The sequence below is a fragment of the Candidatus Palauibacter sp. genome (genome assembly GCF_965237495.1).
Lineage (GTDB): Bacteria > Gemmatimonadota > Gemmatimonadetes > Palauibacterales > Palauibacteraceae > Palauibacter.
In genome coordinates, this window is record NZ_OZ250143.1 from 3,512,943 (window position 1) to 3,537,105 (window position 24,163).

Here is a 24,163-nt window from a genome sequence, read left to right on the forward strand (position 1 = left end):
CGGAGTTCATGCCGATCTCGTTGCGTCCCCGCCAAATGGATTTCCCGAACCGCGAAGGGAACGACGCGTTCGCGTTTGCACTCCCGCGTCGGCATCGGACGCCGGGCACGAGCGCCTTCGTGCGCGCGAAGGACGAAGGGTCGAAGATCGAACACTGCCTGCGCTCGATCCTCCCGGTGTTCGACGAGATCCATGTGATCGACAACGGGAGCCGGGACCACACGGTCGAGATCGTGCGGCACGTGCAGGGGTCCGCCGCCGGGGGGGCGAAGATCCGCCTTCATTCCTATCCCTTCGCGCTCGGGCGCTTTGGAAACGAGCACGACCGGACTCCCGAGGACTCGCTGCACTCCCTGGTCTACTTCACGAACTGGGCTCTGTCGCGCTGCACGAGACGCCATGCCTGCAAGTGGGACGCGGACATGGTGCTCGTCCGTGAGCAGCGGGACGCCTTCGCTGGACTACTTGCCCGGCTTGGGCGCGGTTGGCCCGCCGCCTGGTCTCTTGCCGGCCAGACCGTGTACCGGACGGTCGACCGGTCGTTTCGGGCGCCGCGCGGCGAGGTGAACCGCGAGGTGCGGATCGCCCCCTGCAGCTATGATGTCAAGTTTCACAAGAGGAAACACTGGGAGCAGCTCATCCGCCCGCGCTGGCTTCGCACCCACCACTTCGCGCCGGTCTGCTTCTACGAACTCAAGTTCTTGGAGGAGGAGGAGTTCGACCACTGGTCGACGACGGAGTTCCCCTCGCCGCGCAAACGGCGGGAGTGGACCTCGTTCCAACGCCTGCGCGGAGGGCGAGCGGACGGCGCGTTTCGTCGGCTGCCTGCGACGTTCCTGGACGACCAGATGGAGGCCTCCGGATACGTGCGGCCAGCCGCGAGCGATGGCGACGGCCCCCCGGCTCGGCGACATCTGACCCCGGCGCGCCGACGCGGACTGTCTCGCTGGATGCCGCATTTCGTCGGCATCGGCGCCACGCGCGCGGGCACGAGCTGGGTGGCGGCGCACCTCGCGGCGCACCCCGACATCCGGATGGGTCGCAAGGAGATCCATTTCTTCGACCGGAAGCTCCGCGCACTTGGCGAGAGCGGGTCTGCGCGCGACCGGTACGACCGGCTCCGATACCTCGCCCGTTTCCTCCGCGCCCCGGCAGGAGGCAGGATCCGCGGTGAGATCACGCCCGCCTACGCAATCCTCGAACCGGCGGTGATCCGGCGCGTGGCCGAGTGGATGCCGGACGCGAAGCTGATCTTCATGATGCGCGACCCGATCGAGCGCGCCTGGTCGCAGGCCCGGAGCGGCTTCCCAAGGTGGCGGGGGACGCCGCTGAGCGATGTGGGCCGCGACGAACTCGTCTCCTTCTTCTACAGCGATCCGGTCCGCCGTCGCAGCGACTACGCGAGCTGTCTGCGTGCCTGGATGACGTACTTCCCGCGCGACCAATTCTTCTTCGGTTTCCTGGACGAGATCCGTGAGCGGCCTGAAGCGCTGCTGCGCGACCTGCTCGGTTTCCTCGAGGTGGATTTCGCGGTGGCCGACTCCGCCTCGCTCACCCGGCCCGTGAACGCGTCCGACCCCGTCACCATGCCGGACTGGGTGCGCGACCACCTCGAGCGCACGTACGCGTTCGACGCCGACGAAGTCTCGGAACTGATCGGACGGCCGGTGCCATGGGCGAAGTGAATCGGCCCCCGGGGCCACCCCGACCCCCGCGCCTCGAGCCCCCGAAGGCGCCCCGGCGCCCGAAGCCGGCGCTGAAGCGATGGTTCGGACGAACCAAACGCCGAGTGGGCTACTACCGACTGCGGGATGGGCTCCGGAACCGGCTGCGGGAACCCCCTTTCCTTCGGGCGCTCCGGCCTACCGACGTGTTCCTGGTGGGTCACCCGAAATCGGGGAACACATGGCTCGCCTACATGCTGGCGGTGTTCCTGTCCAAGGATCGAGAGGGCGACGTCAACCTCTACAACGTCGGCGACTACGTCCCGTTCGTGCACGGCCGCGACCACGAGATCGCCGCATACGCGCACCTGCCGAACCCGCGGGTGTTTCGGAACGAGTATCCCCGGTACGCGCGGCGCTACCCCGGGACGCTCTATCTCGTTCGGGACCCGAGGGCGGTGCTCGTCTCGTTCTGGCACATGTACGTGACGATGTTCGGCGACCGCGCCATGACGCTGCCGGTATTCGTCAACGGATACCTGGCGGGCACCGCGCCTTTCGACGCGTGGCACCGGCATCTCGAGCGCTGGGATCGGCAGGTCTCGGCGGCGCTGCGTCGCGCGGAAGGGGGTGATCGGATCCTCCTCGCTCGCTACGAGGACTTCGTCGAGGACCGTGAGGCGGCGCTCCGGCGCGTCGCGGAGTTCATCGGGCGCACCCCCGCGGAATGCGTTCCCGCGGGAACGTTTGTACGGAATTCGGTACGAATATCGTCTGCGCGAGGATCCGACGGCGACGGCGCCGTGGCGGCAAGGACGGCGGCGTTCGAAGCGAGGCTGTCGCGCGCCGTGGCGCGCGGGATGTTCGAGGCGATGAAGGAGGTCGAGGACCGACACGGCGCGGAGGCGTATTTCGGTCGCGCCCGGGGCGAGGGACGGTTCATCCGCCGGGGGCGGACGGACGACTGGAAGAAGGAAATGGACCCGGGGGTCGCGGCCCGCATCGAGACCGCGTTCGGCCCGGTCATGGAGCGGGCGGGGTATCTGCGGTGACTGCGTCCATCGCACCCGATATCGCGGTCATCGTCTCGACCTATGAGCGCCCCGACGCCCTCGATGCGGTGCTGCGGAGCCTCGACGACCAGACGTATCGCCGTTTCGAGGTCATCGTGGCGGACGACGGCTCCAGCCTGGATACCCGCGCCCTCGTCGCGCGGCGGACGGAAGAACTGGGCTTCCCTCTCCGGCATGTGTGGCAGGAGGACCGCGGATACCACCTCGCGGCGATCCGGAACCGCGCCGCCGCCGAGACCGGGCGGGAGTACTTCGTGTTCCTCGATGGTGATTGCGTCGTTCGGCCCGACTTCCTGCGACGGCACGCGCGGCTCGCCGAGCCGGGACGTTTCGTCCACGGCAGCAGAGTGCGCCTCGACCGCGAACTCTCGCGCACCGCGCTCGAACGCGGACTGCCAATCCAGCGCTGGAGCGCTACGCGCTGGCTGCGAGAGAGGCTGCGCGGGCGTGTAGACCGGTTCACTCCGCTGCTGCGTGTGCCACTTGGCCCTCTGCGCCGGGTCTCTCCGCGCGCGTGGCGCGGCGTCAAGGGCTGTAACCTGGCTGTGTGGCGGACGGATTTTCTTGCCGTCCACGGGTTCGACGAGGGTTACGAGGGCTGGGGCTTCGAGGACAACGATCTCGTCGTACGCCTGATCCGGAACGGCGTGCGCCGCAAGGAGGGACGCTATGCCGTCCCGGTACTCCATCTCTGGCACGAGGAGCGCCCGCCGGCTCCCGCGAGCCGCGAGCGGTTCGAGCGCCGGCTTCGCTCCGGCTACGGCCTCACGCGGTAACGCAGAACGGACGGGACGTCGAATTCGTCTTCCTCGACGGCGACCATGACGGTCTCCAGTGCGGCGACGACCCTCTGGCCGCGGGGAAGGCTGACCGTTCCTCGCACCTCGCCGTTCTTCTCCAGCACGGTCCAGGCGATCCGGTCCGCCGCCGCCTCCTCACGACGCAGCCAGATGGATCCGTCCTGCCCTGCCACGAGGCCTGTGACCGGCGGCAGCGTCTCGGGAACCAGACCAGCCTCCCGCAGAGGTCGCATGAAGTCGGGACCATCGGGAGCGCCGTCGACGTCCGGAGGAAAGACCGTGAGATCTTCCGAGTGACCGCTCGAGATCGGCTTCGGTTACCGGGACCGGTCGGTACGTGTAGTTGCGGGAGAACAGGGTATCGGCCCCGGGGCCGATCCGGTTCACCGACACGCTCGCCCTGCCCGATTCAAGGTCGCGCGCTACGACGACGCCCGCGCCGCTCGGCATGATGGCCGTGTGCGGATGCCGCTGGAATGGAGCGGCAATCTGGAACACGGAGCCGCGACGCCTCAAACCCACGGTAGCGCTCGTCGTTTCCTCCCACGCCAGCGTGTCGACCACCTTGGATGCGGCATCGATCTTGAGGAGGGGAATGCGCAGGGTTGTCCGGCGCACCTCCTCGCCGGGAGGCTCGGGCAGGAGCATCATGTTGGGTCGCACGAGTGCTGATCCGCCGCTGAACAGAGCGACCGGTGGGCCGGGGAGAAGCAGAAGCCGGAACCCGTCCTCGACCCGCTGAGGCTCCATGTCGGCGATCCATTGGCGTGACCGGATGAACTCGCCATCAGGCGAGAAGAAGCTCACGCGTCCAAGATCCGGATCGCTCGCGAAGAGGGTGTCGCCGAGGAGGCCGAGGGCGGCCAGCCCCATGAACTCGCCCGGACCCTCGCCCCGGCGTCCAATGGTGCCCGTGACGCGGCCGGTTTCGTCAAGAACGTAGACGGCTGGCACCTGAGGCTGCGACACGAAGAGGCGTCCATCGTGACCGATGACGACGTCACCCACCCTGGTGAGCGGCCAGTCAGGGTCGAGGGTCTCGTCGATTCTCAGTTCCAGGTGAGCGGTCAAGTCGGAATGCGCACCTGACAACTCCGGCTCCGCAGCGAGCCGGGAAGCGTGCGACCCCTCGCGGCAGGCCCCGACGACGAGCGCAAGGGCGGCGAGGACGAGAGTTGGCCTCTGCATCACGTCAACCTCCGTCGGGGCGTGGTCCCTTGTGGATACCGTGTTTCGTCCAGTGGGGTCCTCGCACGAGACCTTCGAAGAAGCGCAGCCACCGGGGCACGCCCCGGGTCTCGGCCCGCAGTTGAGCGTTTCTCGCCTGCGCCTCACGATCGAGCCAGGGACGGGCGTGCTCCACATGCGCGCACACCGCCCGGTGCCTGGCCTGTAGCGGGCGGATCCCCGCGTTGCGCAGGCGTTCGCCCAGTTCGCGGTCCTCGACCGGGTAGGTCATGCGCTCGTCGAAGCCGTTCACCGCCAGCAGGTCCGACTTCCAGGCCGACGCGTTGTGCCCGTTCCACGTCGCCCGGGTCGTGGTCCGGCGATCAAGCCACACCGCCCGGGGACGCGAACGTGTGAGCTTGTGCCGGTCCCGGCCACGGACGATCGCGGCCCGGCGCCGAAGCCACGTCTCCTCGAACAGTGAACCTGTGAGCACATCGTCACGGTCGATCGTGGGTCCCACCTCGCTGGCGACGGGAACTCGCCCGCCGGAGACGAAGCGCCCTCGCTTGGCCAGGGCGGCGTGCGTCTCCACGAAATCGTCGCGCGGGATGCAGTCGCCGTCACTGAGGATGAGGTAGGCCCCGCGCGCCTCGACGATCGCCTGGTTGAGGATCCGACACTTCCGAAATCCGTCGTCCGTCTGCCACAAGTGCCGGATCGTGAGGCCGGTGGACTCCCGCATGTACTCGATCCGGTCGCGCGTCTCCGGCCCCGAGCCGTCATCGGCGATGACCACCTCGAAGTCGCGGCGAGTCTGCGCCGAATAGCCCCATAGGGTGAGCGCCAGTTCGTCCGGCGCATTGTACGTGCTGACGATGACGGAGAGGGCGCGGGGCGCGGGGGTGGAGCCGCCAGCCACTTCCCAATCGGCTGGTGCCGTGGCTCGCGGCGAGCGAGCAGGCCTCGTTCGCTCCGGCCCCCCGGCGTGCCTCAACTCCACGTCAACGTCCTCCTCTACGGGCGCCCGGGCTCCGCGTTCGAGAGGGCGATGGCGTTGAACAGGAACTTGAAGGTGCCGTGCGGCTGCGCGCGGCGCGTGATGAGCGGGCCGAACAGATAAAGGTGTCCGTCGCCGACCTCGGCCTCCGCCATCGTCACGCCGCCCTGCAGGTACTCCTGGCCCCAGGCCCAGCCGCTGATCAGCGGCGCGTCGTTGTCGAACCGCGCGAGCGGCGTCACCCCCATCGCGGCGGCGGCGCCGGAGTCCAGCGCAGACGGGCTGAACACGGGGCTGTTGTTGAACGAGACCGCGAGCGGCGAGGGAACGCCCGTCGCGACGAGCCGGGAGTTGTCCACCGACACCTCCAGAATCGACCCGGGCACGTAGTACTCCTCCCGGCTCAGCGGCTGTCCGCCCTTCACCAGATGGTCCTCGAGCGGGAGGCCGAGCGCCTTCCCGAGATCGGTCGAACCGCCGATGGTGACGATCGAGCCGCCGTCCTCCAGGAACTCGATGAGCGCCGGCATCGTCGCCCCCGGCGTGACCCGTCCGAGTCGATCGCGGTACTCCGCGGGAATCGTCTCCGGATCCGGGGCCCCGAACCCGAACTGGCGCATCATCTCCTGCCGGACGGAATCTGGCACACCGGCGAACACCTCCTCGAACTGCGAACCGATGGCGCCGTCGGGGAAGATGATGACGTCGTAGTCATCGCTCAGGTCTCCCGCGTTGAGCCGCTGCGGGAAGACAAGCTCGTAGTCCGCGAACCCGTACTGCTCGAGGATCCAGCGGATCCAGCCCGAGGGCATCGAGCCGCCGTAGGTGTCCCAGAGCGCGATTCGGGGCACCCGCAGCCGCAGGGCGTCGGCGTCCGGATCGTCCGCGAGACCCCGGAGGTTGAGGCCCAGTTCGGCGGCCAGCGTCGCGACCTCGTCCGCGGTCCCGCCCCGGCTCTTCACGTAGAAGGTGCCGGCCGGGTGCGTCCTCCCGCCCTCCGTCAGCGCGGAGGTGAGCCAGTAGACCTCATGCCCCGAGCCCTGCAGCCGGTTGATCGCCGTGAACGAATCGTTCACCTCGTGGCTGAACAGGAAGCCGGCCGCACCACCCGCGTCCGCGACCACGCCCGGCATGGGGCTCGCGTTCCACTCCGTGATCTCCTCGAACGGCCCGTCGAAGCCCTCGAGGATACGGTCGAACTCGACCCCCATCTGGATCGCCAGCGTCCAGCCCGCGTTGTCGTACGGCGGGGTCGGGGGCGCTCCCGGATAGAGGAAATCGTTCGGGTGGTCCTGCGGCTCGAACATGTCGATGACGTGGGGCCGGAAGGCCTGCGCCGTCCGCACCACATAAGAGCCCTCGGGATACCGCTTCCCTTCAACGACGAAGGGTGCCGTGGCCCACTCCACCATCACCCCGGTCTCGAGCAGCGAGTTGACGAACTTCGTCGCCGTGGGGAAGTCGGCCTGGTCCGAGGGCATGATGTATCCGCGTGGGTCGCGGAGCGCGGGGTCGAAGAGCTTGTCGTAGTCCGCTCGCGTGCCGCGGCTGCCGCCGAAGCCGCCCACGTTGCGGGCGAAGTCCGTCTCGCCCCACCCCGCCTGCAGTTCCTCGCGCAGCCAGTCCACCCGCTTGGGCTGGATCGTCCAGCTGTCCTTGTTGCCGCGCTCGATCGAGTTCATCCCCATGCGCCAGATCCGGTACAGGAACGTCTCCCGGTAGCGCGAGGCGAGGTCGAGCACCGCCTGGTTCGCGGTCACCGAGTAGTCGATTGACTGCCGGAAGTGCCACGGCTGCGGCGCGATCGGCGCGGGCAGATTGTCGTTGGGCAGCACCCGCTCGAGGATGAGCGGGATCTCCATCGGGGTCGGGTTCCCGATCGTCTCGGTGAGGAGCCCGATCATGTTGTGGAAGTACGGCATCGTGCGCAGGCCGCCGTTCCACCACGTGGAGTAGTTCGCCCCGCGCCGCCGCGTCGCCCCCGGCTTTCCCTCCGCGGTGAAGCGCGAGTGCATGGCCGCCCCCACGAGGTCGATCCCGGTGATGACCATGGGGTCGATGTTGTAGTTGAACGGATCCCGGAACGGCGGGGCGAAGAGCACGGTCCCCGTCGGACCCGTCTGGTGGTGGTTGTAGACGATCTGCGGATACCACGTCCGGTACATCTGCCGGTTCATGTTCTCGGATTCCGGCTGGAAGGACGCGTAGAAATCGCGGTTGTTGTCGTGCCCCACGTACTTCTGGTAGAGGACGGGGATGCCGCGGGTGGCGCGCTCCGTCTTCTCCTCGGTCCGCGTATACCAGTTCGAGACGAGGTCCATCCCGTCGGGGTTCGCGTGGACGAAGAGGATGATGACGTCGTCGAGGATCCGCATCGTCTCGTCGTCGGTCCCGCTCACGAACTGCCACAGCGTTTCCATCAACTGTTGCGCGCCCAGGACTTCCGTGGCGTGGAGACCGCCGTCGATCCACACGACGGCCTTGCCGCGCTTCGCGAGGTCACGCGCCTCGTCTTCCGACACCCCTCTCGCGCGCGCCAGGCGGGCCGCGATCCGCCGGTATTCGTCCAGGTTCGCGTGGTTCTCGGGCGAGGTGACGATCGCCATGAGCTGGTCGCGGCCCTCGGCCGTCTTCCCGATCGACTGCAGCGTCATGCGCGGCGATTCGGCCGCCAGCGTCTCCCAGTAGCGGGTGAGGTCGCCGTAGTCCGGAAGCTCGTAGTCGGCGCCGATCCGGTGGCCGAAGAACGTCTCCGGCGTCGTGAGATCCTGCGCGACGGCCGGCCGGGGCGCGACGTAGGCGAGAACGATCGCGATGGCGGGCAGCGCGACGCGGGCCACGGTCCCATGGGGGGTGAGAAACGACATTTTCCGGACTCTCCTTATGCAGATCCCTTGCGGATCTCTTGCAGATCCCTGTGCAGTCTCGATGCCGAGCTTCGGCGCATAATGGGGACCAGGTGGTCGGAAGCCCAATCCCCCCGGCTGAAAGCGACACCGCCCGCCGCGGGGCCCGAGTCTCCGGGCCCGCGGCGGGCGGTTGTCACGGAAGCGTGGACAGCTTCCGGCTGGAGCCGACCGTCAGCGCATGGGCGGAGACGGCACCTGGATCGGGTCGCCGAGGTCCGGGCCGACCCCCGCCGCCTGCACCGCCGAGAAGAGCGCCGGCATCCGGTCCTCGATCATGGCGTTGACGCGATCGATGGCGCCGGGCAGCACGTCCCACCCGCGCTCGAGCTGCCACAGCATGTCCGCCGTCGGCGCGGTGTGGTAGCCGGAAAGGTTGCCGGAGATTCCGGCGCCATCCCTGGCTCCGTCGAGCTCTTCTCCGATCTCGTCCAGCTCCTCGCCCACGGCCTCGACCTCCGCCGTCAGCGACTCGGACACGTCGTGATCCTCGACCTGCGCCTCGATGTCGGCCAGATGGTCGCGCAGCCGGCCCAGCGCCTGCAGCCCCTCGTTCGTCGGCTTCGACAGCGCGTAGGCGCTCATGAGCGCCTCCTGCCGCGCCATCAGATCGCTCCGGCTGATGTTCACCCGCGGGTCGAGCCGCACCGTGACGGCCGTCTCGAGCGTCTGTCCCGCCGCCTCCAGCCGGGCCGTGTACGTCCCGGGGAGGGCCTTGGGCGCGACGGCGCCGCCGCGGCCGAACCCGCCTCCGCCGCCCGGCGCGGACGGCGGAGGCTCGTAGCGGAGATCCCACATCACCTCGTTCAGGCCGCGGTCGCCGCCGCCCTCGAGTTCACGGACCATGTCGCCGCTCGAATCGAGGATCGTGATGGTGGCGTTTCCGGCCATGGAGGCGCCGGCGTCCTCGGACGAGCCGCCGTTGGCCGACGGACCACCCGAACCGGCCACCCGGCCCATCATGTTCGACTCATCGTCGTCGGCCATCGGGGCGTCCGGCAGGTCGCTGCCCAGCCAGTAGCGGATCCGGGCGCCCTGCGGCGGGTTGTCCGCCTCGAAGATGCCCGGCGTCCAGCCCTGCGGCGTGTATGGGTTGTAGGCGACGGCCGACTGGGTCGAGAAGAGGTGCACCTCGGAGGCGAACACGGCCTGGCTCCACTCCTCGAGCGGAGTGATGTCCTCCATGATCCAGATCCCGCGCCCGTGCGTGCCGATGACCAGATCGTTCTCGCGCTCCTGGATGTGGATGTCGTCCACGGGAGCGGGCGGCATGTTCCGGAGCAGCGGGTGCCACGAGTTCCCGGCGTCGATCGAGAAGTAGGTCCCGATCTCGTTGCCGGCGAAGAGCAGGTTGGCCGCGCGCGGGTGCTGCTTGAGCGCGTTCGTCGACCATCCGTCCGGGATCCCGTCCGTGATCGCCCGCCACGACTCGCCGAAGTCGTTCGAGACGTACAGGTACGGCGCCATGTCGTCGTTGCGGTGGTTGTCGCCCGCGACCCAGACGGTGCCCGCGTCGGCGTGCGACGCGACGATCCGCGTCATGTAGAGCTGGTCGGGCACGCCCGGCATGTTCAACGCCGCGTTCGTCCACGTCGCGCCGCCGTCCCGGGTGACCTGGAGGTTCCCGTCGTCCGTGCCCGCGTAGACGAGCATCGGGTCGAGCGGTGACTCCTCGATCGAGATCATGTTGCCGAACGTCGACGTCCCATCGTTGGCCGACATCATCGGCTCGGAGCCGAGGACGCCCATGATCTCGAGCGTCTGGCGGTCGATGGCCTTCGTCAGGTCCGGGGAGATCTGCTCCCACGTCTGTCCGTAGTCCGTCGACTTGAAGACAACGTTGGATCCGTAGTAGACGGTGTTCGGGTCGCTCGGCGACACCTCGATCGGCGTGTCCCAGTTCCAGCGGTAGTCGGGCGGATCCTCCTCATCCTCCCCGGGGCGTCCCACCGGCCGCATCCGGAGCCGCTCGCCCGTCGCCAGGTTCACCCGCATCAGGTTCCCGTTCTGGGACTCCGCGAGCATCTCCTCGCCATTGGGGTGGAGGCGGGGAAAGTAGCCGTCGCCGCTGCCCACGTTATACCAGTCGCGGGGCCGGATCCCCTGGTTGGACCAGGTGTCCGAGGGGGCGCACCACGAGCCGTTGTCCTGGAGACCGCCGCAGACGTGGTACGGGTCGCGGTTGTCGACCGCGATCTCGTAGAACTGCGCCACCGGGAGGTTGCGGAGCTGCCGCCAGCTATCGGAGCGGTCCCAGCTGACCGAGACGCCTCCGTCGCCGCCGAGGATGAGGTGGTCGGAGTTCGCCGGATCGATCCACAGCGCGTGGTGGTCTGAGTGGACCTCGGAGGACGCGTCCGGCGTGAAGTTGTTCCCGCCGTCGGAGGAGCGGTACAGGTTCCCGCCGCCCAGGTAGACCCGCTCCGGATCGTTCGGATCGATGCGGATCTGGCTGTAGTACATGGGACGGTTGTTCGTCGTGCTGACCTGCGTCCACGTCTCGCCGCGGTCGGTGGACTTGTAGATGCCGGTCTTGCGGTCCGGGTCGTCCTGCCCCTGCCCGCCACCGCCACCGCCCTGGCCGGGGGCGCGCGCGTCGGCCTCGACGATCGCCATGACGAGGTTCCCGTCGCCCCGGTAGATGTCGAGCCCAATGCGGCCGAGGTCACCCTCCGGCAGGCCTCCGGCGAGCTTCGTCCAGTTGTCGCCGCCATCCATCGTCCGGTAGATGCCGCTGCCCGGCCCGCCGCCGTTGAAGCCCCACAACGTCCGCTGCCGCTGGTACATGGCCGCGAACAACGTCCTCGGATCGCCCGGATCCATGGCGAGGTCGATCGCGCCCGTGTGCTCGTCGACATGGAGGACCAGCTCCCACGTCTCGCCTCCGTCCATCGTCCGGTAGACGCCGCGCTCGGGGTTGGAGCCCCACAGGCGACCCATCGCCGCCACGTAGGCCACGTCCGGATTCCGCGGGTGGACCTGGATCCGGGAGATGTGGTGCGTGGCCTCGAGCCCCATGTGGGTCCAGGTGCGACCGGCATCCGTGGACCGGAACACGCCCATCCCCCACGGGGAACTCTGGCGGTTCTGCGGCTCGCCCGATCCGACCCACACGACGTTGGGGTTGGACGGGGCGAGGGTCACATCTCCGATCGACAGCATCGTCTGGTCGTCAAAGACCGACTCGAAGTTGTTCCCGTGGTTGATCGTCTTCCACAGCCCGCCCGTCGCGGTCGCGACGTAGAAGGTGGAAGGATCGGACTCGACGGGCGCGATGTCGGCGATGCGGCCACCCATGATGGTGGGGCCGATCTCGCGCCACTCGAGCGCCGCGACGGCTGCCGCCATGTCGGCGTCCTGAGCCATCGCGGGGAGGGGTGTGGCGATGAGGGCGATCACCGCCGCAAGCGACAGACTTCCTGGGAGCCCTGAGCGCGTACGCATCTCGATTACCTCGTGTGGCAGGGGGTTCCGCGGGAGGGAGGCCCGGGCGAAGGAACCGGCACCGGCCACCCCACCCAACGACCATTACAACGGATATACAGTAGGCAAACCGACCGAAATCTGAAACCGCAGCTCGTGGGAAACGCCCGTCGACTCACCGAGGTTGCCGAATACGACATCGCGTCGTAGACTTACGACATGTCGTCGGTACGGTGGTCAACGGAGAGCGAGAAATGACGGATCTGATTCTCCAGATCGGGGCCAGCAAGCTGGTGCTGTCCGTCGGCCTTGCCGGAGTCGCGTGGATCGTGCAGCGCCGCCTCGGCTGGCCGTCTCTGGCCCACGGACTCTGGTTGCTGCCGCTCGCGGCCCTGCTCGTGCCTCCGCTCGTCTCGATTCCGATCTGGCCGCGGGAGGCCGATCCCGTCGCGGCCGTCGCGGCCGTGGGCTTGTTGGGGGCGGAGCCGACGCCATTGGCGGGGGCCATCCTTGTCAGCTGGCTCAAGAGTCACGGCAAGGAGGGGCTCGTCTGGCTCTGGCTGCTGGGCACCGCTTCCGTCCTCGGCTGGACGCTCGTTCGCACACTGCGCTTCCACCGCTCGCTCGTGAGAGCGTCGGAGGTCGCGCCGCCCTCGGTCCAGCGCACCGCGCAGGAGATCGCCCGCAACCTCGGACTGGGGGCGGTCCCAACGGTTTACGCCACACCGGCGCACGTGTCCCCCATGGTGTGGTGGGCCGGAGGGAAGGCGCGGATCCTACTCCCCTCGCCCCTGCTGGCCGCGATGGATGGGGTCGAACTGCGCTGCATCCTGGCGCATGAACTCGCCCACGTCCGACGGCGCGATCACGTCGTCCGCTGGCTCGAATGGCTGGCGTGCGCCGCCTTCTGGTGGAACCCCGTCGCCTGGTGGGCCCGCCGAAGGTTGCGGGCGTCGGAGGAGTTGTGCTGTGACGCGCTGGCCATCTCTACGATCGACGGCGAGCCACGGATGTACGCCGGGGCCCTGCTCCGGGTGATCGATTTCATGTCCACAGCCCCGGCACCGGGGCCGCTGACCTTCGCGAGTACGGTCGATCGCTGCGGCCGCGCGTCGCGACTGGAAAGGAGATTTCGCGTGATTATGACGAACAGGAGACCGCCGGAGACGCCGCGATGGCTGCGCGTCACCCTGCGGTGCGGCGCTGTCTGCCTGCTGGCGGGCGGCCTGACCTACTGCACCGACCAGTCGGACCTGACGGCCGTGGACCCGGCGCTGGCGCCGCCGGTGCAGGAGACCGCCGAGTTCCTCGTCACCGAAGGAAACCCGACTGCCAAGTCACCTTTCGCGGTCGACGGAGATTCGTCCCTCCGTCCCGCCGAGTTTGAGCGTGAGCGGGTGCTGCGTACTCTCTCCGCCCGACTCGAGACTCTCGCGGCGGAACACTCACTCCCAAGCGAGCTTGTCGAGGCCCTCCATGCCGCCGGGGACCGGGTCCTCTCCCGATCCCGGGCCCTTTCGGCGGGTGAACCCGCTGGACCTGGCCGGATTCCCGACTTGTTCCTGGGTGTGACACCAGACGACGGGACCGGAGATCCCAGGTTGGTCTCGCTGGAACTTGCCGCCCTTCGGTCCGCGCTGTCGGGAACCCCGCTCTCGGATGCAGAAGCCGTTGAGGCCGAGTTGGCCCGGCACCTGCGGGTGCGCCAAGCCTCAAACTTCAAGTTACTCCATGGGATGCATCTCGAATGTTCGGTTGATGAAGGCGGAAGTCTCTCTCCGAGCGAACTCGTTTCCGGCACGATGACGTGCGAGACGGCGGAAACCAGCAAGGGAAAGCTCCGCCTGAGGCGATAGCGCAGCGGCAGCGTGGCGCTCGACGCTCCCCGTCGGAAACGATCGAGAAAGGGTCTCGCATGACGATACCGCGCCTGGCCAACGCCGAACTCGCGGTCATGGAGCGGCTCTGGAAGGAGGGGTGCCTGACGGCGCGCCGGCTCCGCGAAAAGCTTTACCCCGACACGACCCGGTCGGCGCACGGGACGATCCAGCGGCTGCTGCAAAGGCTGGAGGACAAGGGCTTCGTCCACCGTGATGGCAGCCTGGGGACTCAACTCTTCTCGGCCCGGGTCAGCCGGGAGGAATACGCGTCCGGGCGGCTCGAGGCGCTGGCCGACCGGATCACGGGGGGTTCGCTGGTTCCCATGATTACGCAACTGATCGAAGACCGGAAACTTGCGCCCGAGGAGATCGAGCGCCTGCGAAGGATCCTGGAGGAGGGATGACGGATCTGATCTTCCAGATCGGCGCCAGCAAGCTGGCTCTCTCCGTCGTCCTGGCGGGGGCGGCGTGGGCCGTGCAGCGGCGTGTTCGCCGGCCCGCTCTGTCCCATGCGCTCTGGCTCCTGACGCTGGGTGCGCTGGTCGTGCCGCCGCTCGTCTCGATTCCGGTGTTGGCCCCGGAGGCCGTACGCGCGGCTTTGCCGGCGGCCGACGTGTTCACGACCGTGGCTCGGACGCCGTCGCCCGGAGTGGGCCTCGCGGACTGGCTCGCGGTCCTGGCGAAGGCGGCGCTCGTCTGGGTCTGGCTTCTTGGCGCCGCGGGTGCCCTCGCCTGGACGCTCGTACGCACCTTGAGTTTTCGGCGCCAGCTAGCCTCGGCCTCGGAGATCGCTCCGGCTGAAGTCCAGCGGTTGGGACGTGAGATCGGCGCATCGCTCGGCCTTCGCAGTACGCCGACGATTCGCACGACGCGAGCGGACCTGTCCCCGATGGTGTGGTGGGCCGGGGGCCCCGTGCGCGTCGTCATCCCTTCGACGCTGCTCACTCAGCTCACGCGTGCCGAACTCCGCTGCATCCTGTCGCACGAACTTGCTCACGTTCGGCGACACGATCACCGGGTGCGCTGGCTCGAATGGCTGGCGTGCACCGTGTTCTGGTGGAACCCGGTGGCCTGGTGGGCGCGCCGCAGGCTGCGGGCAGCCGAGGAGTTCTGCTGCGACGCGCTGGCGGTGGCTTCCCTCAAGGTCGAACCTCGGGCATATGCCGGTTCGCTGCTGCGAGCCATCGCCCTCATGACCGAGCGACCCGCACATCAGCCGCCCGCCTTCGCCAGCGCAGCACATGTCCGCAGGCGTGGCGTGGATCTCGAAGAGAGGCTCCGGAGGGTCATGAAGATTGAACCGTTGTCGGCCCCGCGTGGGCTTCGAGCCGCACTCAAGTGCGGCGCATTGTGCCTGCTCGCCCTGGGCCTGGTCTACTGCACCGACCGGTCGGACTCGGTCTTCCCCCACGCGGCTATGACGCCCGCCGACCTGGAGGGCCGACTGACCCACGATTCGCGGGCCGAGAGTGGCAGTCGTCGCCTCGCGGCCGCGCTCACGTCCCACATCGATTCGCTGGCGGCGGATGGCCAGCTTACGAGAGACGCGGCCGAATCCTTCAGCAGGGCATTCGTGTCTCGCCTTGCCGAGTTGGGCGCGTCGGTCGATGGCGCTGTTCCCCAGGAGTTCGACATCCGCATCCGGATCTCGGGCAGGGACCAGGAGCAGCGGTTCGAGGCTGCGTCCGGGAACCTCATAGGTCTGCAAGAGGCGCTCGCTCTGGCGAACGGCCTGGATCCCCGGGAGCTGTTTGTCGTCAAGGAGGGCGCTCTCGGTGGGCGGACAGTGCACATCCGGGGATTCACGATCGACGCCAGCGTGTTCCTGGGCCGACCGGACGAATGTTCGGTGGAACTGCAGGATGGGGCGGGCGTGAGTCGCGTTTCCTGCGAGACCTGGCGCGAGGTGAGAATCCCGGAGCTTGAGGTGCTGCGGTCGAAGTAGCGGCGGGATCGCGCACCGGGCGAGCCTCATCGTGAGGGTAGCGCCCTGGTCCGGGTCACCGGATCATTCGGCTTGCGACAGGCTGCGGGAGCTGAGCCCTCCCACCTTCCAGCCCCAGCGAGCCGGAGTGCCTCCCATGTGTGCGGAAATACGGATGGAGCGGATGACTTCGCCCGAGATCGGCGCCGCGATCGAGGCCGGGGTCACGACCGTCGTCGTCGCGGCGGGGGCGGTGGAGCAGCACGGGCCGCACTTGCCCCTCTTCATGGATGCCGAGCACGGGGACCGGCTTGCAGTCGAGATCGCCCGGCGGCTCGGTAGCGCGCTCGTCGCCCCTACTATCCGGGTCGGCTGGTCCGACCACCACATGGACTTCGCGGGCACCGTCTCCCTCAGCAGGGAAACCTTCCTCGCGGTGTGCCACGACTACTGCGTGAGCCTGGCGCACCACGGGTTTCGGCGCGTCTGCTTCGTCCCCTCGCACGGCGGTAACTTCGCCCCGCTCGCCGAGGCGCGGGACGCGTTCAACGAAGCGTCGGGGCCCGACTGTTCCGTGGACGTATACGCGGATCTGATTGAAGTCATCGGGACCTGGCGGGAGATCGCCGAGTCGGAGGCGGGTCTGGGGTCCCGCGTGGGAGGCCACGCCGACATCGCGGAGACCTCGATCATGATGGCCATGCACGACGGTCTCGTCCGGGAGGACCGGGTCGAGTGCGGGCAGTTGACGACGCCCGAGGAGGAACCGGAACTCATCCGGCGCGTGCTCGGCGAGGGGTTCAGGAGCGTGACGCCGAACGGCATCCTGGGCGACGCGCGGGGCGCGACCGCCGAGATGGGCGAGAAGCTGATCACGGCGCTGGCGGACCGGATCGCCGCGCATTTCGGGGCGTAGACCAGCTTCCGGGTCGACGGGGGCGCGACTTGACGAGGGAGCCGACGGGATGAGGTTCGCGCGAACGGGAGCGGCGGTCGTGATCATGCTCGGAGCCGCGGGGTCCCTCGCGGCGCAGGAGCGGCGCGGCCCGCCGCCCGTGCCGCCGGACAACTCACCGCCGATGACGATCGAGGCGTACGACCCGCGCTCGACGCTCGTCGTGCCGGAGAATCCCGTCACGCGCGCCGGTTTTCCGTTCGTGGACGTTCACCTCCACCTCAACGCGACGATGCCCCGGGCGCGGCTCGACCAGCTCGTCCGCGACATGGACGCGCTCAACCTCGCCGTCGGCGTGAACCTCAGCGGAGGCACGGGTCCCCAGCTCGCGCGGCAGGTGGAAGCCTTCGAAGCGGCGTATCCCGGTCGTTTCGTCGTGTTCGCGAACGTCGATTTCGGCGACATCGACGACCCCGAGTTCGGGGCGCTCGCCGCGGCCCGGCTCGATGCCGATGTCCGCGCCGGCGCCCGCGGCCTCAAGATCTTCAAGAGTCTCGGGCTGTGGATCACGGATGCCGCCGGAGAGCGGGTCCCGGTCGACGATCCCCGTCTCGATCCAATCTGGGCCAGGGCGGGCGAACTCGGCATCCCCGTCCTCATCCACTCGGCGGACCCGGCGGAGTTCTGGGAACCGATGGACGAGAACAACGAGCGCTGGCTCGAGCTTCGCCTGCGGCCGCGGCGTCGCCAGACGGGCCCGCCGTCCTTCGAGCAGGTGCTGGGCGAGCAGCTCAACATGTTCCGCCGGCACCCGGAGACGACGTTCATCGCGGCGCACCTCGCGTGGCTGGGCCACGACCTCGGCCGCCTCGGGCGCACCCTGGACGAGATCCCCAACATGAACGTGGGGCTGGGGGCGGTGATCTACGAACCGGGGCGGCAGCCGCGCTTCGCGCGCGAGTTCTTCATCAACTATCAGGACCGGATCCTGATGGGGAAGGATTCCTGGGCTCCGGACGAGTACCCCACCTACTTCCGCGTTCTGGAGACCTCGGACGAGTACTTCCCCTACTACCGGAAGTACCACGCGTTCTGGCGCATGTACGGCCTCGACCTCCCGGACGAGGTCCTTCGGAAGGTCTACTTCGAGAACGCGCTCCGGATCATCCCGGGCATCGACAGAAGCCGCTTCCCCTAGGAGTGGACGGGCGCCGACAACGCGTGTACGATCGGGCGCAGATCCACGCGCGCACAGGCGGGACAAGCAGGCGGGAAACAGGGACAACACGACATGAAGGATCCGAAAAAGACGGTCTTCGACGCCTACAAACTGGGGCATGCGAGGGAAGAGGCCTACGACGCCGCCTACAGGGGGCTCGCTCATAGTTCAAGCGTGTGGAAGAAGGCCGAGGTGCGACTCGAGGAGGCGCGGGAGGCGAGGACACGCGCCGCCGCGAAGGTGCATGAGGCGGCCGCGCTCTTCGTCGATGCGGAGAGGAGAGCGGAGGTCGCCTACCGGGTGGCAGCGGCGGAGGGCGCGATCTCCGAGCCGGGGCCCATCGAGTTGAGCGCGGCGACCGCGCCTCCATCGCCCGCCAGGCCGCCAAGGCGACCTCTCTGCTGCAGTGGATCAAGCTGTTGAGCTGACCCGGCCGACCTCACATATCCGGGAAATCCGCCGTGGGCCCGAACATCTGGGGCACCGGCACGTCGAGAAGACGCAGATAGACCCCCAACTGCGCCCGGTGGTGGATCAGGTGGTCGAGGATGAAGCTCCGAAGCACGATGGCCTTGGGCATCGTGAAGCGCGTCTCGCCACCGACCTTCATGGTCCAGGAACTCGCGAACACCTCGTCCGAGGTCGCCTCGATCGTCTGCCGGGCTGCCGCGGCACTCCGGTCGAGGGCGGCGACCAGGTCCCCGGAAGACGTGAGTTCCGGGTTCGGCGGCGGTCCGTCCCCCGCACCGATGTCGAACTCGGACATCGTCAGCGTGGGCATGGTCCAGTTCGGGATCATCGCGACGTGGGTCGCGAGTTCCCCGAGCGTCCAGGACTTCTCGTGCGGACGCCAGTCCAGGCGGTCGTCGGGGACGGCCTCGAGCGCGGTCCGGCACCCGGCCACGATGTGGTCGAACGCGTTGAGAGTTCCTTGAGCAGACATGTGAGACTCCGGTGTGAGGGCGTGGTTTCGGTCACGGGTCCTGATGCGCGGTCGGCGGCACAAGCTGCGATGTTCGACCGGCGGATGGAAGCACCGGCCGCGCCTGGGTTCAGACCTTCGCCGGAGCACCCGGAGCGCCAGGCTCATTGACCTGAACCGCAACCTGGCTAGATTTCTAGCTAGGTGACGCCAGGTTCCGGAGAAAAGATGACCGTCGTCGTGAATGTCCACGAAGCCAAGACGCAGCTCTCCCGCCTGCTCGCTCAGGTGGAGGCGGGGGAGGACATCGTGATCGCCCGCCGGGGGGAACCGGTGGCGCGGCTGGTTCTTTGCAAGCCTCGTGGCCAGCGGCAGCCTGACGTCCTCAAGGGAGAGATCGTCATTCCCGACAGCTTCTTCGACGCGCTGCCGGAGGAAGAACTGGCGGCCTGGGAGGGTGGATAAGGGTGCGGCTGTTGCTGGACACCCACGCGTTCCTCTGGTGGCTCGGAGACAGTAGCCACCTCTCCGGGAAGGCACGTCTCTTGATCGGCGACGAAACGAACCGCGTCGTGATCAGCGCCGCGACAGCCTGGGAGATCGCAACGAAATACCGGATTGGGAAGTTGCCGGGCTGCGAAGCCGTGGCTCTCGACATCGCTGGGCACATGGCCGCTCAGGGCTTCGACGAACTACCGATCACGGTTGCCGACGCCGCGCGCGCCGGGCGCCTGCCCGGACCCCATCGAGATCCCTTTGACCGCATACTCGCGGCACAAGCCCTGGCGCGCGGTCTGCCCATCGTCTCGACCGATGGGGTCTTCGACCGCTATGGGCTGGACCGCCTCTGGTAGACGATCGCCTTTTCGGCGTCCTGACGCACCGCTGATCCTCGTCTGACGCACGGTCAGTCGTCTCTCTTGCCGGTGTCGCCGCGCCGTATCTCGAAGTCGCGGCGGTCCCGGTAGAGGAGCGCGCGGTTGAGGACGTAGTCTCCGGCATCCACGTCGATGTCCGGGCATCCCGTCATCGTCCAGTACTTGTATTCACCGAGGAACAGGTATTCTCGCGTCTGGTGGAAGAAACGGCAGGTGACGCCCTCGCCCCGCCCGATCCGCTCGCAGAAGGCGGCGAGGAGTTCCTGCTGAGCGTCCTTCTGGCTGACGACGTACTCGTGGGGCTAGGTGTCGCGGTAGGTCACGGCCTCGCGCCACGGGGCGCGAGCGATCAGCTCCATGATGTCCGGCTTCCGCCCTGCGTCCGTCATCTCCGGCATCCTCCGCGCGCGGCGCCTACGCGCCCACGCGGCTCAGGTCCAGCTGGAGCGTGGCGTCGGCCCCGAACCGGATCGTCCCGCGAATCTGGTCCGCCCCGAACAGGTTACCCGAGTAGGCGATGTTGGTAATCCGACCCGCACCCCTCAGCTCGAGGAGCAGCGACACGTTCGGGTGCTCGTGCAGTCCGATCACCGTCCCGGAGAGCACGTCCGCCTCCTCCTGCAGGCTGACCGTCCCCGTGACCGCGCCGCGGTCGTTCGCGGACAGCCGGAAGTCGAAGCTGACCACCGACGATTCGTCGACGACCTGCCCGACCCACTGGCCGGTGATGTCCGGCGGAGTCGGCCCGGATGTTCCGTCCCCGCAGCCGGTGAGCGCCGCCGCGAGCACGATGATCGCACCTGCCGATCGCGTCTTCGGGGTCGCTTTCAGCTTTCTCATCTCGTCTCCACTTCCGATCGGATATCGCCGCGAGGCGTGGCGACGGGGCAAAGCCTACCCCGACACCGAATCTCGGAAAAGGAGTAAGGAGTGAGGAGGGTAGCCTCCCGCTGGGGGCCCGATCGTTCGCGTGACCCATCTCGGTCGGCGGACCCCTCTTCCGGGCCGACGCTGTTGCGACTGATTGCAAGTTTGCGCCGACAGCCGACTCGTTCGGGGGTTGAGGACCCTCGCCTCAAGGACCTGGTGGGATCCGCCTGAATTCCAGCGTGCCGATGTCGTGCACGACCGTGCCGCGCCGTATGAAACCGCTGATGTGATCTTCGGATCTGAAGCGACCTTGATAGGCCTCGGAGGATGTTTCGTAGTCGAGAGTCAACGATATGTCCGAGAAGGCATGCACGCCGCTCACGGTTCCGCGGGATATGGTTTCACTCGGAGTGGGGATGCGGCGGAAATCCGTTCGGCTGACCGTGCCCGAGACATTGCCTTCCCCGTCTTCCTGCAGCCAGAGCTGCCAGGCCAGGCCCCCGTCGATAAGAGTCACGTGTCCGAGCCATGTCCCCGTAAGGGGCATTTCGGACGGGTCCGTCGTGAAGCGACAGTCGGCGATCGCCGCCAACAGGACGATTGCGACCGCAACGCGCGCGGCACATTCCCGCGACCCAGACGCCTCCGGTCGCAAGACGCTCGACCGCTGCATGCAGTTCACGATGGCGGAAGAGAAACGTTGGTCGACGCTCCCCCTACGGTGAATCGATAACGGAACTGCCTCATGATTCCTTCAGGACCGGTGGCTTTCCGGTCACACGTGCAAACTCCTCCGCGTCCCGTAGCTTCCGACATACGTAATCGACCCAAGTCCGGAAAGCGGTGCCGGGTTTGTTGTAGTTCTCTACGGCGGCGCGGCAGGCTGATCGTGCCTTCTCCAAATGAGCTTCGACGACGCGGGCTAGTCGCGGCATGAACTCAATCGATGGTATCCGACGGCGCGGGCGGATAGTACATAGGCGCGAACGTGGCAGCAGTGATCTGCGCCAAGAGATGCATGCCGCCCGGTCGGTGGTAAGAACCTCGGCTTGTTTCGGGACCGTGCGTGAGGCCCTCTCGCCGATAGCGGGCTCCCGGCCCTAAGCCCGAAGAGTCGCCCACCGAACGTTCGCAGCTTCCTGGCCCCAATCCACGAAGACCGTGTCGCGACGCTTCTCGAAGGTATCGGAAGCGCACTTGAGGAGGATCAACCCAAGCACGGTGTGCTTCGTTCGGCGCATCCATCGACCGGCTGGGAGCTTCGACCATGGCGGAGAGTTCGGCCTCCTGGTAGTAGTCACATTCCCTGTCGTCTCGAGCACGGGCCACCGCAGCCTCGACCCTCATGCTGCTTCCCGCATGTTGCGAGCTTCGGCTTTGCCCCGGGATCACTCCGAGTCGGCCTCCGGAACCTATTCGTTCTCGGTGACCGGTATTGTCTCGACGCAAGGAACGAAGCGATCTCTTAGCCAGCCCTTCTTGCTGAGTAGACGGCAGGCAAGTTCGATCTGCCGCTCCGAAAAATCCCGCTTTCGCTCGTTCCAGGCGTATGCTTGGTCGACCACGTCATCGACGCTACCGGCGTCTTCCTGCGTGACGACCCAGTGAACCGTGGACAGCAACTCCAGACCGAACGGTGACTCGAACCCGGCTACAAGGTCTGCGACGCGCTTGAACCGGGCTTGCGTATCCGTCGTGGTCGTCACAAGCGCCTGCGCGTCATCAATCGCGCCTGGAACCAGTCTCAGCCGCTTGTCGGGCCGGTCACCTCCGTCCGCGTAGCCCGAAACCATGTGCCCCTCCATGGCATGAAGCACATGGCGAAGATTCTCTGCGTAAGGCCCGTAGTGCCCCTTCTTGAACCTGAGCTTCAGCGGTTCTCCCGCAACCTGCATGAAGTACATCAGCTTGTGCGCCTCCTGGAGCGTGACGAACGGATCCAGCAGACCTCGCAGGTATCGGTCGAGCAACCCGACGAGAGCGGCGCGTCCCGGTGTCATGCGAGGAACATCGCTTGAGCGGTTGGCTGTCGCGTCCACCGGACCGCCTCCCGGCTCGAAGACCGTTACCTCAACGTTGCCAAGATCCTTGAACGCCTCAAGAATGCGAGGCCGCACCAGCGACCAGTCGAGGCCACCCAGGCCACTGCCGAGCGGCGGGATGGCTAAGGAGGGATGTCTCGGTCGCGGATCTCCTTGACGAGAAATCGCAACCCGGATTCGATGTCCTCGAGGCGACTCTTCCCACGCCAGTGACGCTTGCTGGGGAAGTTAATGATGTATCGTGGAGGCACGCCCGAACCTGTCTCGAAGACGAAGACGCGCCCCGTTCCCGTTAGCGCCTCGATCGCTTGCCGCTGGATCGCCGTTGAATGAACGCCGATGCGGGTGATGAGAAACCATGGAAACGACGACTCCATGAGAAACTCGGCCTGTTTCCCTTCCTTCCTGTCCCGCCAATCACGGGCCTGCACAGCCGGCCAGTCGATTCGGTGAAGTTCTTCCAAGTCGGACCAATCCTCGAAGTAGGAGGAACCTGCGTTGGACGCGGTAAACGCCCATCGTCGGTTGGCCCCTTCCGCCCAGGCGATCGCGCGATACAAGTCTGCTTCCAGGTGTACGATCGGTTCCTGGCCCCCTCGATACGGAAGGCCGGGGTAGTTGGCCTTGTGAATCATGTAGAGCATGACAGACCGGGGACAGAAGTAGAAGGGTACGCAATCGCCTACATGTAGTTTGGATGATTCGTCAGAGACGTGCGCGCACGTCTCGCCTTGATCTCTGCCATCCCGATCGACGTGCCAACCTTCGGTCGCTTCATCATCTCCGTGTCACAGGAGAGTCCTCCGTCACCTACGATCAAGATAAGACGGTCGACATGAACGATGTGATAGACCTTGGGCCGCGCAGGTACCGGGTGCAGAGGCATCCGCTCGTGGCTACTCGTGTCAGTTGGACCAGGGGGGGACGACGCCGTTCATGCGGGCGTAGGCGACGGACTGGCCGACGTGTTCGTTCATGTGCGAGACAAGCTGCAGGAGCACCGTCCAGCCCTGGACGCGGCGGCCGTAGAGTTCCGTCTCGCCGGCGAGGCTGGCCTCGCTGAGCGCGCCGACCTGATCCATCACGTGGCGGACGGACATCTCGTGGATCTCGCGCACCTTGTCCTTGTCCCGGATCGTCTCGATGTCCGCGTAGTCGAACCCGTTTGGGGGCGCGATCCCGAGGTTCTGGTCGAGGTACATGAAGTTGTAGTGCGCGATGTGCATGTACACCTCACCCACCTCCATCACCCCCTCGGCGGGCGCCCACGAGAACTTCTGCGCGGGCATCACGCGCGCGAGTTCGGAGATCTTGCGGCTGGAGCGCTGGAAGTGGTCGAGGATCTCGTCCCGGACCGTGATCGGATCCGTCCCGGGGGCGAGCGTCAGCTCATGGGACACGGGAGCGGCGGCGATGGGGATCTGCGCGAGCAGGGTCGCGGGCGCGAGGGCCCCGGCGATGACGAGAGCTGCGATGAACTTCCGCCTCATCTGACTTCCT

22 protein-coding genes and 1 pseudogene are annotated in these 24,163 nt (G+C 67.3%); 11 read left to right on the forward strand and 12 right to left on the reverse strand.

Features of this window, described 5'->3' with window-relative positions:
* The first annotated feature begins 8 nt into the window (after positions 1-8).
* From ACPXY0_RS15420 to ACPXY0_RS15430, 3 genes are all read left to right on the forward strand, one after another.
* Complete coding sequence (locus ACPXY0_RS15420; protein WP_423926045.1) at positions 9-1,685, forward strand: sulfotransferase; 1,677 nt, start codon at positions 9-11, stop codon at positions 1,683-1,685.
* Positions 1,686-1,789: 104 nt separating this feature from the next.
* The gene (locus ACPXY0_RS15425) at positions 1,790-2,716 is read left to right on the forward strand and encodes a sulfotransferase domain-containing protein (RefSeq protein WP_423926047.1); all 927 of its coding nucleotides are present in this window, start codon (positions 1,790-1,792) and stop codon (positions 2,714-2,716) included.
* Positions 2,713-3,513, forward strand: a complete 801-nt coding sequence (locus tag ACPXY0_RS15430; protein ID WP_423926049.1) for a glycosyltransferase family 2 protein — start codon at positions 2,713-2,715, stop codon at positions 3,511-3,513. Before ACPXY0_RS15425 ends, ACPXY0_RS15430 begins: the two co-directional genes overlap by 4 nt.
* Here the strand turns inward: ACPXY0_RS15430 and ACPXY0_RS15435 are convergent.
* The 5 genes from ACPXY0_RS15435 to ACPXY0_RS15455 form a co-directional block, all read right to left on the reverse strand.
* Positions 3,495-3,710, reverse strand: coding sequence for a hypothetical protein (locus ACPXY0_RS15435; protein WP_423926051.1), 216 nt, complete (start codon positions 3,708-3,710; stop codon positions 3,495-3,497). The two genes, ACPXY0_RS15430 and ACPXY0_RS15435, sit on opposite strands and share 19 nt — an antisense overlap.
* Positions 3,673-4,725: a 6-bladed beta-propeller gene (locus ACPXY0_RS15440; RefSeq protein WP_423926053.1), complete on the reverse strand. Its 1,053-nt coding sequence runs from the start codon at positions 4,723-4,725 to the stop codon at positions 3,673-3,675. Before ACPXY0_RS15440 ends, ACPXY0_RS15435 begins: the two co-directional genes overlap by 38 nt.
* 4 nt (positions 4,726-4,729) lie before the next feature.
* Entirely contained in the window at positions 4,730-5,626 is an 897-nt protein-coding gene (locus tag ACPXY0_RS15445; RefSeq protein ID WP_423926055.1) for a glycosyltransferase family 2 protein, read from the reverse strand.
* 95 nt (positions 5,627-5,721) lie between these two features.
* Entirely contained in the window at positions 5,722-8,571 is a 2,850-nt protein-coding gene (locus ACPXY0_RS15450) for a M14 family metallopeptidase (RefSeq protein WP_423926057.1), read from the reverse strand.
* A gap of 213 nt (positions 8,572-8,784) precedes the next feature.
* Positions 8,785-12,054 (reverse strand): VPS10 domain-containing protein, encoded by a 3,270-nt coding sequence (locus ACPXY0_RS15455; RefSeq protein WP_423926059.1) that lies wholly within the window; start codon positions 12,052-12,054, stop codon positions 8,785-8,787.
* A 233-nt stretch (positions 12,055-12,287) separates the two neighbouring features.
* On the opposite strand from ACPXY0_RS15455, the gene ACPXY0_RS15460 reads away from it, so the two are divergent.
* The 6 genes from ACPXY0_RS15460 (at position 12,288) to ACPXY0_RS15485 (ending at position 18,374) form a co-directional block, all read left to right on the forward strand.
* A complete protein-coding gene (locus tag ACPXY0_RS15460; protein WP_423926061.1) occupies positions 12,288-13,889 on the forward strand; it encodes a M56 family metallopeptidase in 1,602 nt (533 codons plus the stop codon).
* Positions 13,890-13,948: 59 nt separating this feature from the next.
* A complete protein-coding gene (locus tag ACPXY0_RS15465; protein WP_423926063.1) occupies positions 13,949-14,317 on the forward strand; it encodes a BlaI/MecI/CopY family transcriptional regulator in 369 nt (122 codons plus the stop codon).
* Complete coding sequence (locus ACPXY0_RS15470; protein WP_423926065.1) at positions 14,314-15,858, forward strand: M56 family metallopeptidase; 1,545 nt, start codon at positions 14,314-14,316, stop codon at positions 15,856-15,858. The genes ACPXY0_RS15465 and ACPXY0_RS15470 overlap by 4 nt, the downstream gene beginning before the upstream one ends.
* Before the next feature lie 154 nt (positions 15,859-16,012).
* The gene (locus ACPXY0_RS15475; RefSeq protein WP_423926067.1) at positions 16,013-16,753 is read left to right on the forward strand and encodes a creatininase family protein; all 741 of its coding nucleotides are present in this window, start codon (positions 16,013-16,015) and stop codon (positions 16,751-16,753) included.
* A gap of 49 nt (positions 16,754-16,802) precedes the next feature.
* Entirely contained in the window at positions 16,803-17,930 is a 1,128-nt protein-coding gene (locus ACPXY0_RS15480) for an amidohydrolase family protein (RefSeq protein ID WP_423926069.1), read from the forward strand.
* Between the two features lie 93 nt (positions 17,931-18,023).
* The gene (locus ACPXY0_RS15485) at positions 18,024-18,374 is read left to right on the forward strand and encodes a hypothetical protein (protein ID WP_423926071.1); all 351 of its coding nucleotides are present in this window, start codon (positions 18,024-18,026) and stop codon (positions 18,372-18,374) included.
* Between the two features lie 16 nt (positions 18,375-18,390).
* Here ACPXY0_RS15485 and ACPXY0_RS15490 read toward each other — a convergent pair whose 3' ends face one another.
* A complete protein-coding gene (locus ACPXY0_RS15490; protein WP_419943356.1) occupies positions 18,391-18,894 on the reverse strand; it encodes a DinB family protein in 504 nt (167 codons plus the stop codon).
* Positions 18,895-19,101: 207 nt separating this feature from the next.
* Between ACPXY0_RS15490 and ACPXY0_RS15495 the strand changes: the two genes are divergently transcribed.
* Both ACPXY0_RS15495 and ACPXY0_RS15500 read left to right on the forward strand, forming a co-directional pair.
* Complete coding sequence (locus ACPXY0_RS15495; protein WP_419943355.1) at positions 19,102-19,338, forward strand: type II toxin-antitoxin system Phd/YefM family antitoxin; 237 nt, start codon at positions 19,102-19,104, stop codon at positions 19,336-19,338.
* 2 nt (positions 19,339-19,340) lie between these two features.
* The gene (locus ACPXY0_RS15500; protein WP_419943354.1) at positions 19,341-19,727 is read left to right on the forward strand and encodes a type II toxin-antitoxin system VapC family toxin; all 387 of its coding nucleotides are present in this window, start codon (positions 19,341-19,343) and stop codon (positions 19,725-19,727) included.
* Between the two features lie 53 nt (positions 19,728-19,780).
* On the opposite strand, the gene ACPXY0_RS15505 is transcribed toward ACPXY0_RS15500, so the two are convergent.
* The 6 genes and pseudogenes from ACPXY0_RS15505 to ACPXY0_RS15530 form a co-directional block, all read right to left on the reverse strand.
* Positions 19,781-19,903: a hypothetical protein gene (locus tag ACPXY0_RS15505; protein ID WP_423926074.1), complete on the reverse strand. Its 123-nt coding sequence runs from the start codon at positions 19,901-19,903 to the stop codon at positions 19,781-19,783.
* Positions 19,904-20,165: 262 nt separating this feature from the next.
* Positions 20,166-20,591, reverse strand: coding sequence for a hypothetical protein (locus tag ACPXY0_RS15510; RefSeq protein ID WP_423926076.1), 426 nt, complete (start codon positions 20,589-20,591; stop codon positions 20,166-20,168).
* 235 nt (positions 20,592-20,826) lie between these two features.
* Entirely contained in the window at positions 20,827-21,138 is a 312-nt protein-coding gene (locus ACPXY0_RS15515; RefSeq protein WP_423926078.1) for a hypothetical protein, read from the reverse strand.
* An 895-nt stretch (positions 21,139-22,033) separates the two neighbouring features.
* A complete protein-coding gene (locus ACPXY0_RS15520) occupies positions 22,034-22,621 on the reverse strand; it encodes an Appr-1-p processing protein (protein ID WP_423926080.1) in 588 nt (195 codons plus the stop codon).
* A 323-nt stretch (positions 22,622-22,944) separates the two neighbouring features.
* Positions 22,945-23,549: pseudogene (gene darT / locus ACPXY0_RS15525) on the reverse strand (type II toxin-antitoxin system toxin DNA ADP-ribosyl transferase DarT); the annotation flags it as partial.
* Between the two features lie 19 nt (positions 23,550-23,568).
* Complete coding sequence (locus ACPXY0_RS15530) at positions 23,569-24,153, reverse strand: DinB family protein (RefSeq protein WP_423926082.1); 585 nt, start codon at positions 24,151-24,153, stop codon at positions 23,569-23,571.
* Positions 24,154-24,163: the final 10 nt, after the last annotated feature.

Excerpts from the sequence above, each read along its gene's own strand:
- ACPXY0_RS15420 (WP_423926045.1), top strand. The coding sequence starts at position 9 with ATGCCGATCTCGTTGCGTCCCCGCCAAATGGATTTCCCGAACCGCGAA.
- ACPXY0_RS15440 (WP_423926053.1), bottom strand. The coding sequence starts at position 4,725 with ATGCAGAGGCCAACTCTCGTCCTCGCCGCCCTTGCGCTCGTCGTCGGG.
- ACPXY0_RS15450 (WP_423926057.1), bottom strand. The coding sequence starts at position 8,571 with ATGTCGTTTCTCACCCCCCATGGGACCGTGGCCCGCGTCGCGCTGCCC.
- ACPXY0_RS15455 (WP_423926059.1), bottom strand. The coding sequence starts at position 12,054 with ATGCGTACGCGCTCAGGGCTCCCAGGAAGTCTGTCGCTTGCGGCGGTG.
- ACPXY0_RS15460 (WP_423926061.1), top strand. The coding sequence starts at position 12,288 with ATGACGGATCTGATTCTCCAGATCGGGGCCAGCAAGCTGGTGCTGTCC.
- ACPXY0_RS15465 (WP_423926063.1), top strand. The coding sequence starts at position 13,949 with ATGACGATACCGCGCCTGGCCAACGCCGAACTCGCGGTCATGGAGCGG.
- ACPXY0_RS15470 (WP_423926065.1), top strand. The coding sequence starts at position 14,314 with ATGACGGATCTGATCTTCCAGATCGGCGCCAGCAAGCTGGCTCTCTCC.
- ACPXY0_RS15475 (WP_423926067.1), top strand. The coding sequence starts at position 16,013 with ATGGAGCGGATGACTTCGCCCGAGATCGGCGCCGCGATCGAGGCCGGG.
- ACPXY0_RS15480 (WP_423926069.1), top strand. The coding sequence starts at position 16,803 with ATGAGGTTCGCGCGAACGGGAGCGGCGGTCGTGATCATGCTCGGAGCC.
- ACPXY0_RS15485 (WP_423926071.1), top strand. The coding sequence starts at position 18,024 with ATGAAGGATCCGAAAAAGACGGTCTTCGACGCCTACAAACTGGGGCAT.
- ACPXY0_RS15490 (WP_419943356.1), bottom strand. The coding sequence starts at position 18,894 with ATGTCTGCTCAAGGAACTCTCAACGCGTTCGACCACATCGTGGCCGGG.
- ACPXY0_RS15495 (WP_419943355.1), top strand. The coding sequence starts at position 19,102 with ATGACCGTCGTCGTGAATGTCCACGAAGCCAAGACGCAGCTCTCCCGC.
- ACPXY0_RS15505 (WP_423926074.1), bottom strand. The coding sequence starts at position 19,903 with ATGACGGGATGCCCGGACATCGACGTGGATGCCGGAGACTACGTCCTC.
- ACPXY0_RS15510 (WP_423926076.1), bottom strand. The coding sequence starts at position 20,591 with ATGAGAAAGCTGAAAGCGACCCCGAAGACGCGATCGGCAGGTGCGATC.
- ACPXY0_RS15520 (WP_423926080.1), bottom strand. The coding sequence starts at position 22,621 with ATGACACCGGGACGCGCCGCTCTCGTCGGGTTGCTCGACCGATACCTG.
- ACPXY0_RS15530 (WP_423926082.1), bottom strand. The coding sequence starts at position 24,153 with ATGAGGCGGAAGTTCATCGCAGCTCTCGTCATCGCCGGGGCCCTCGCG.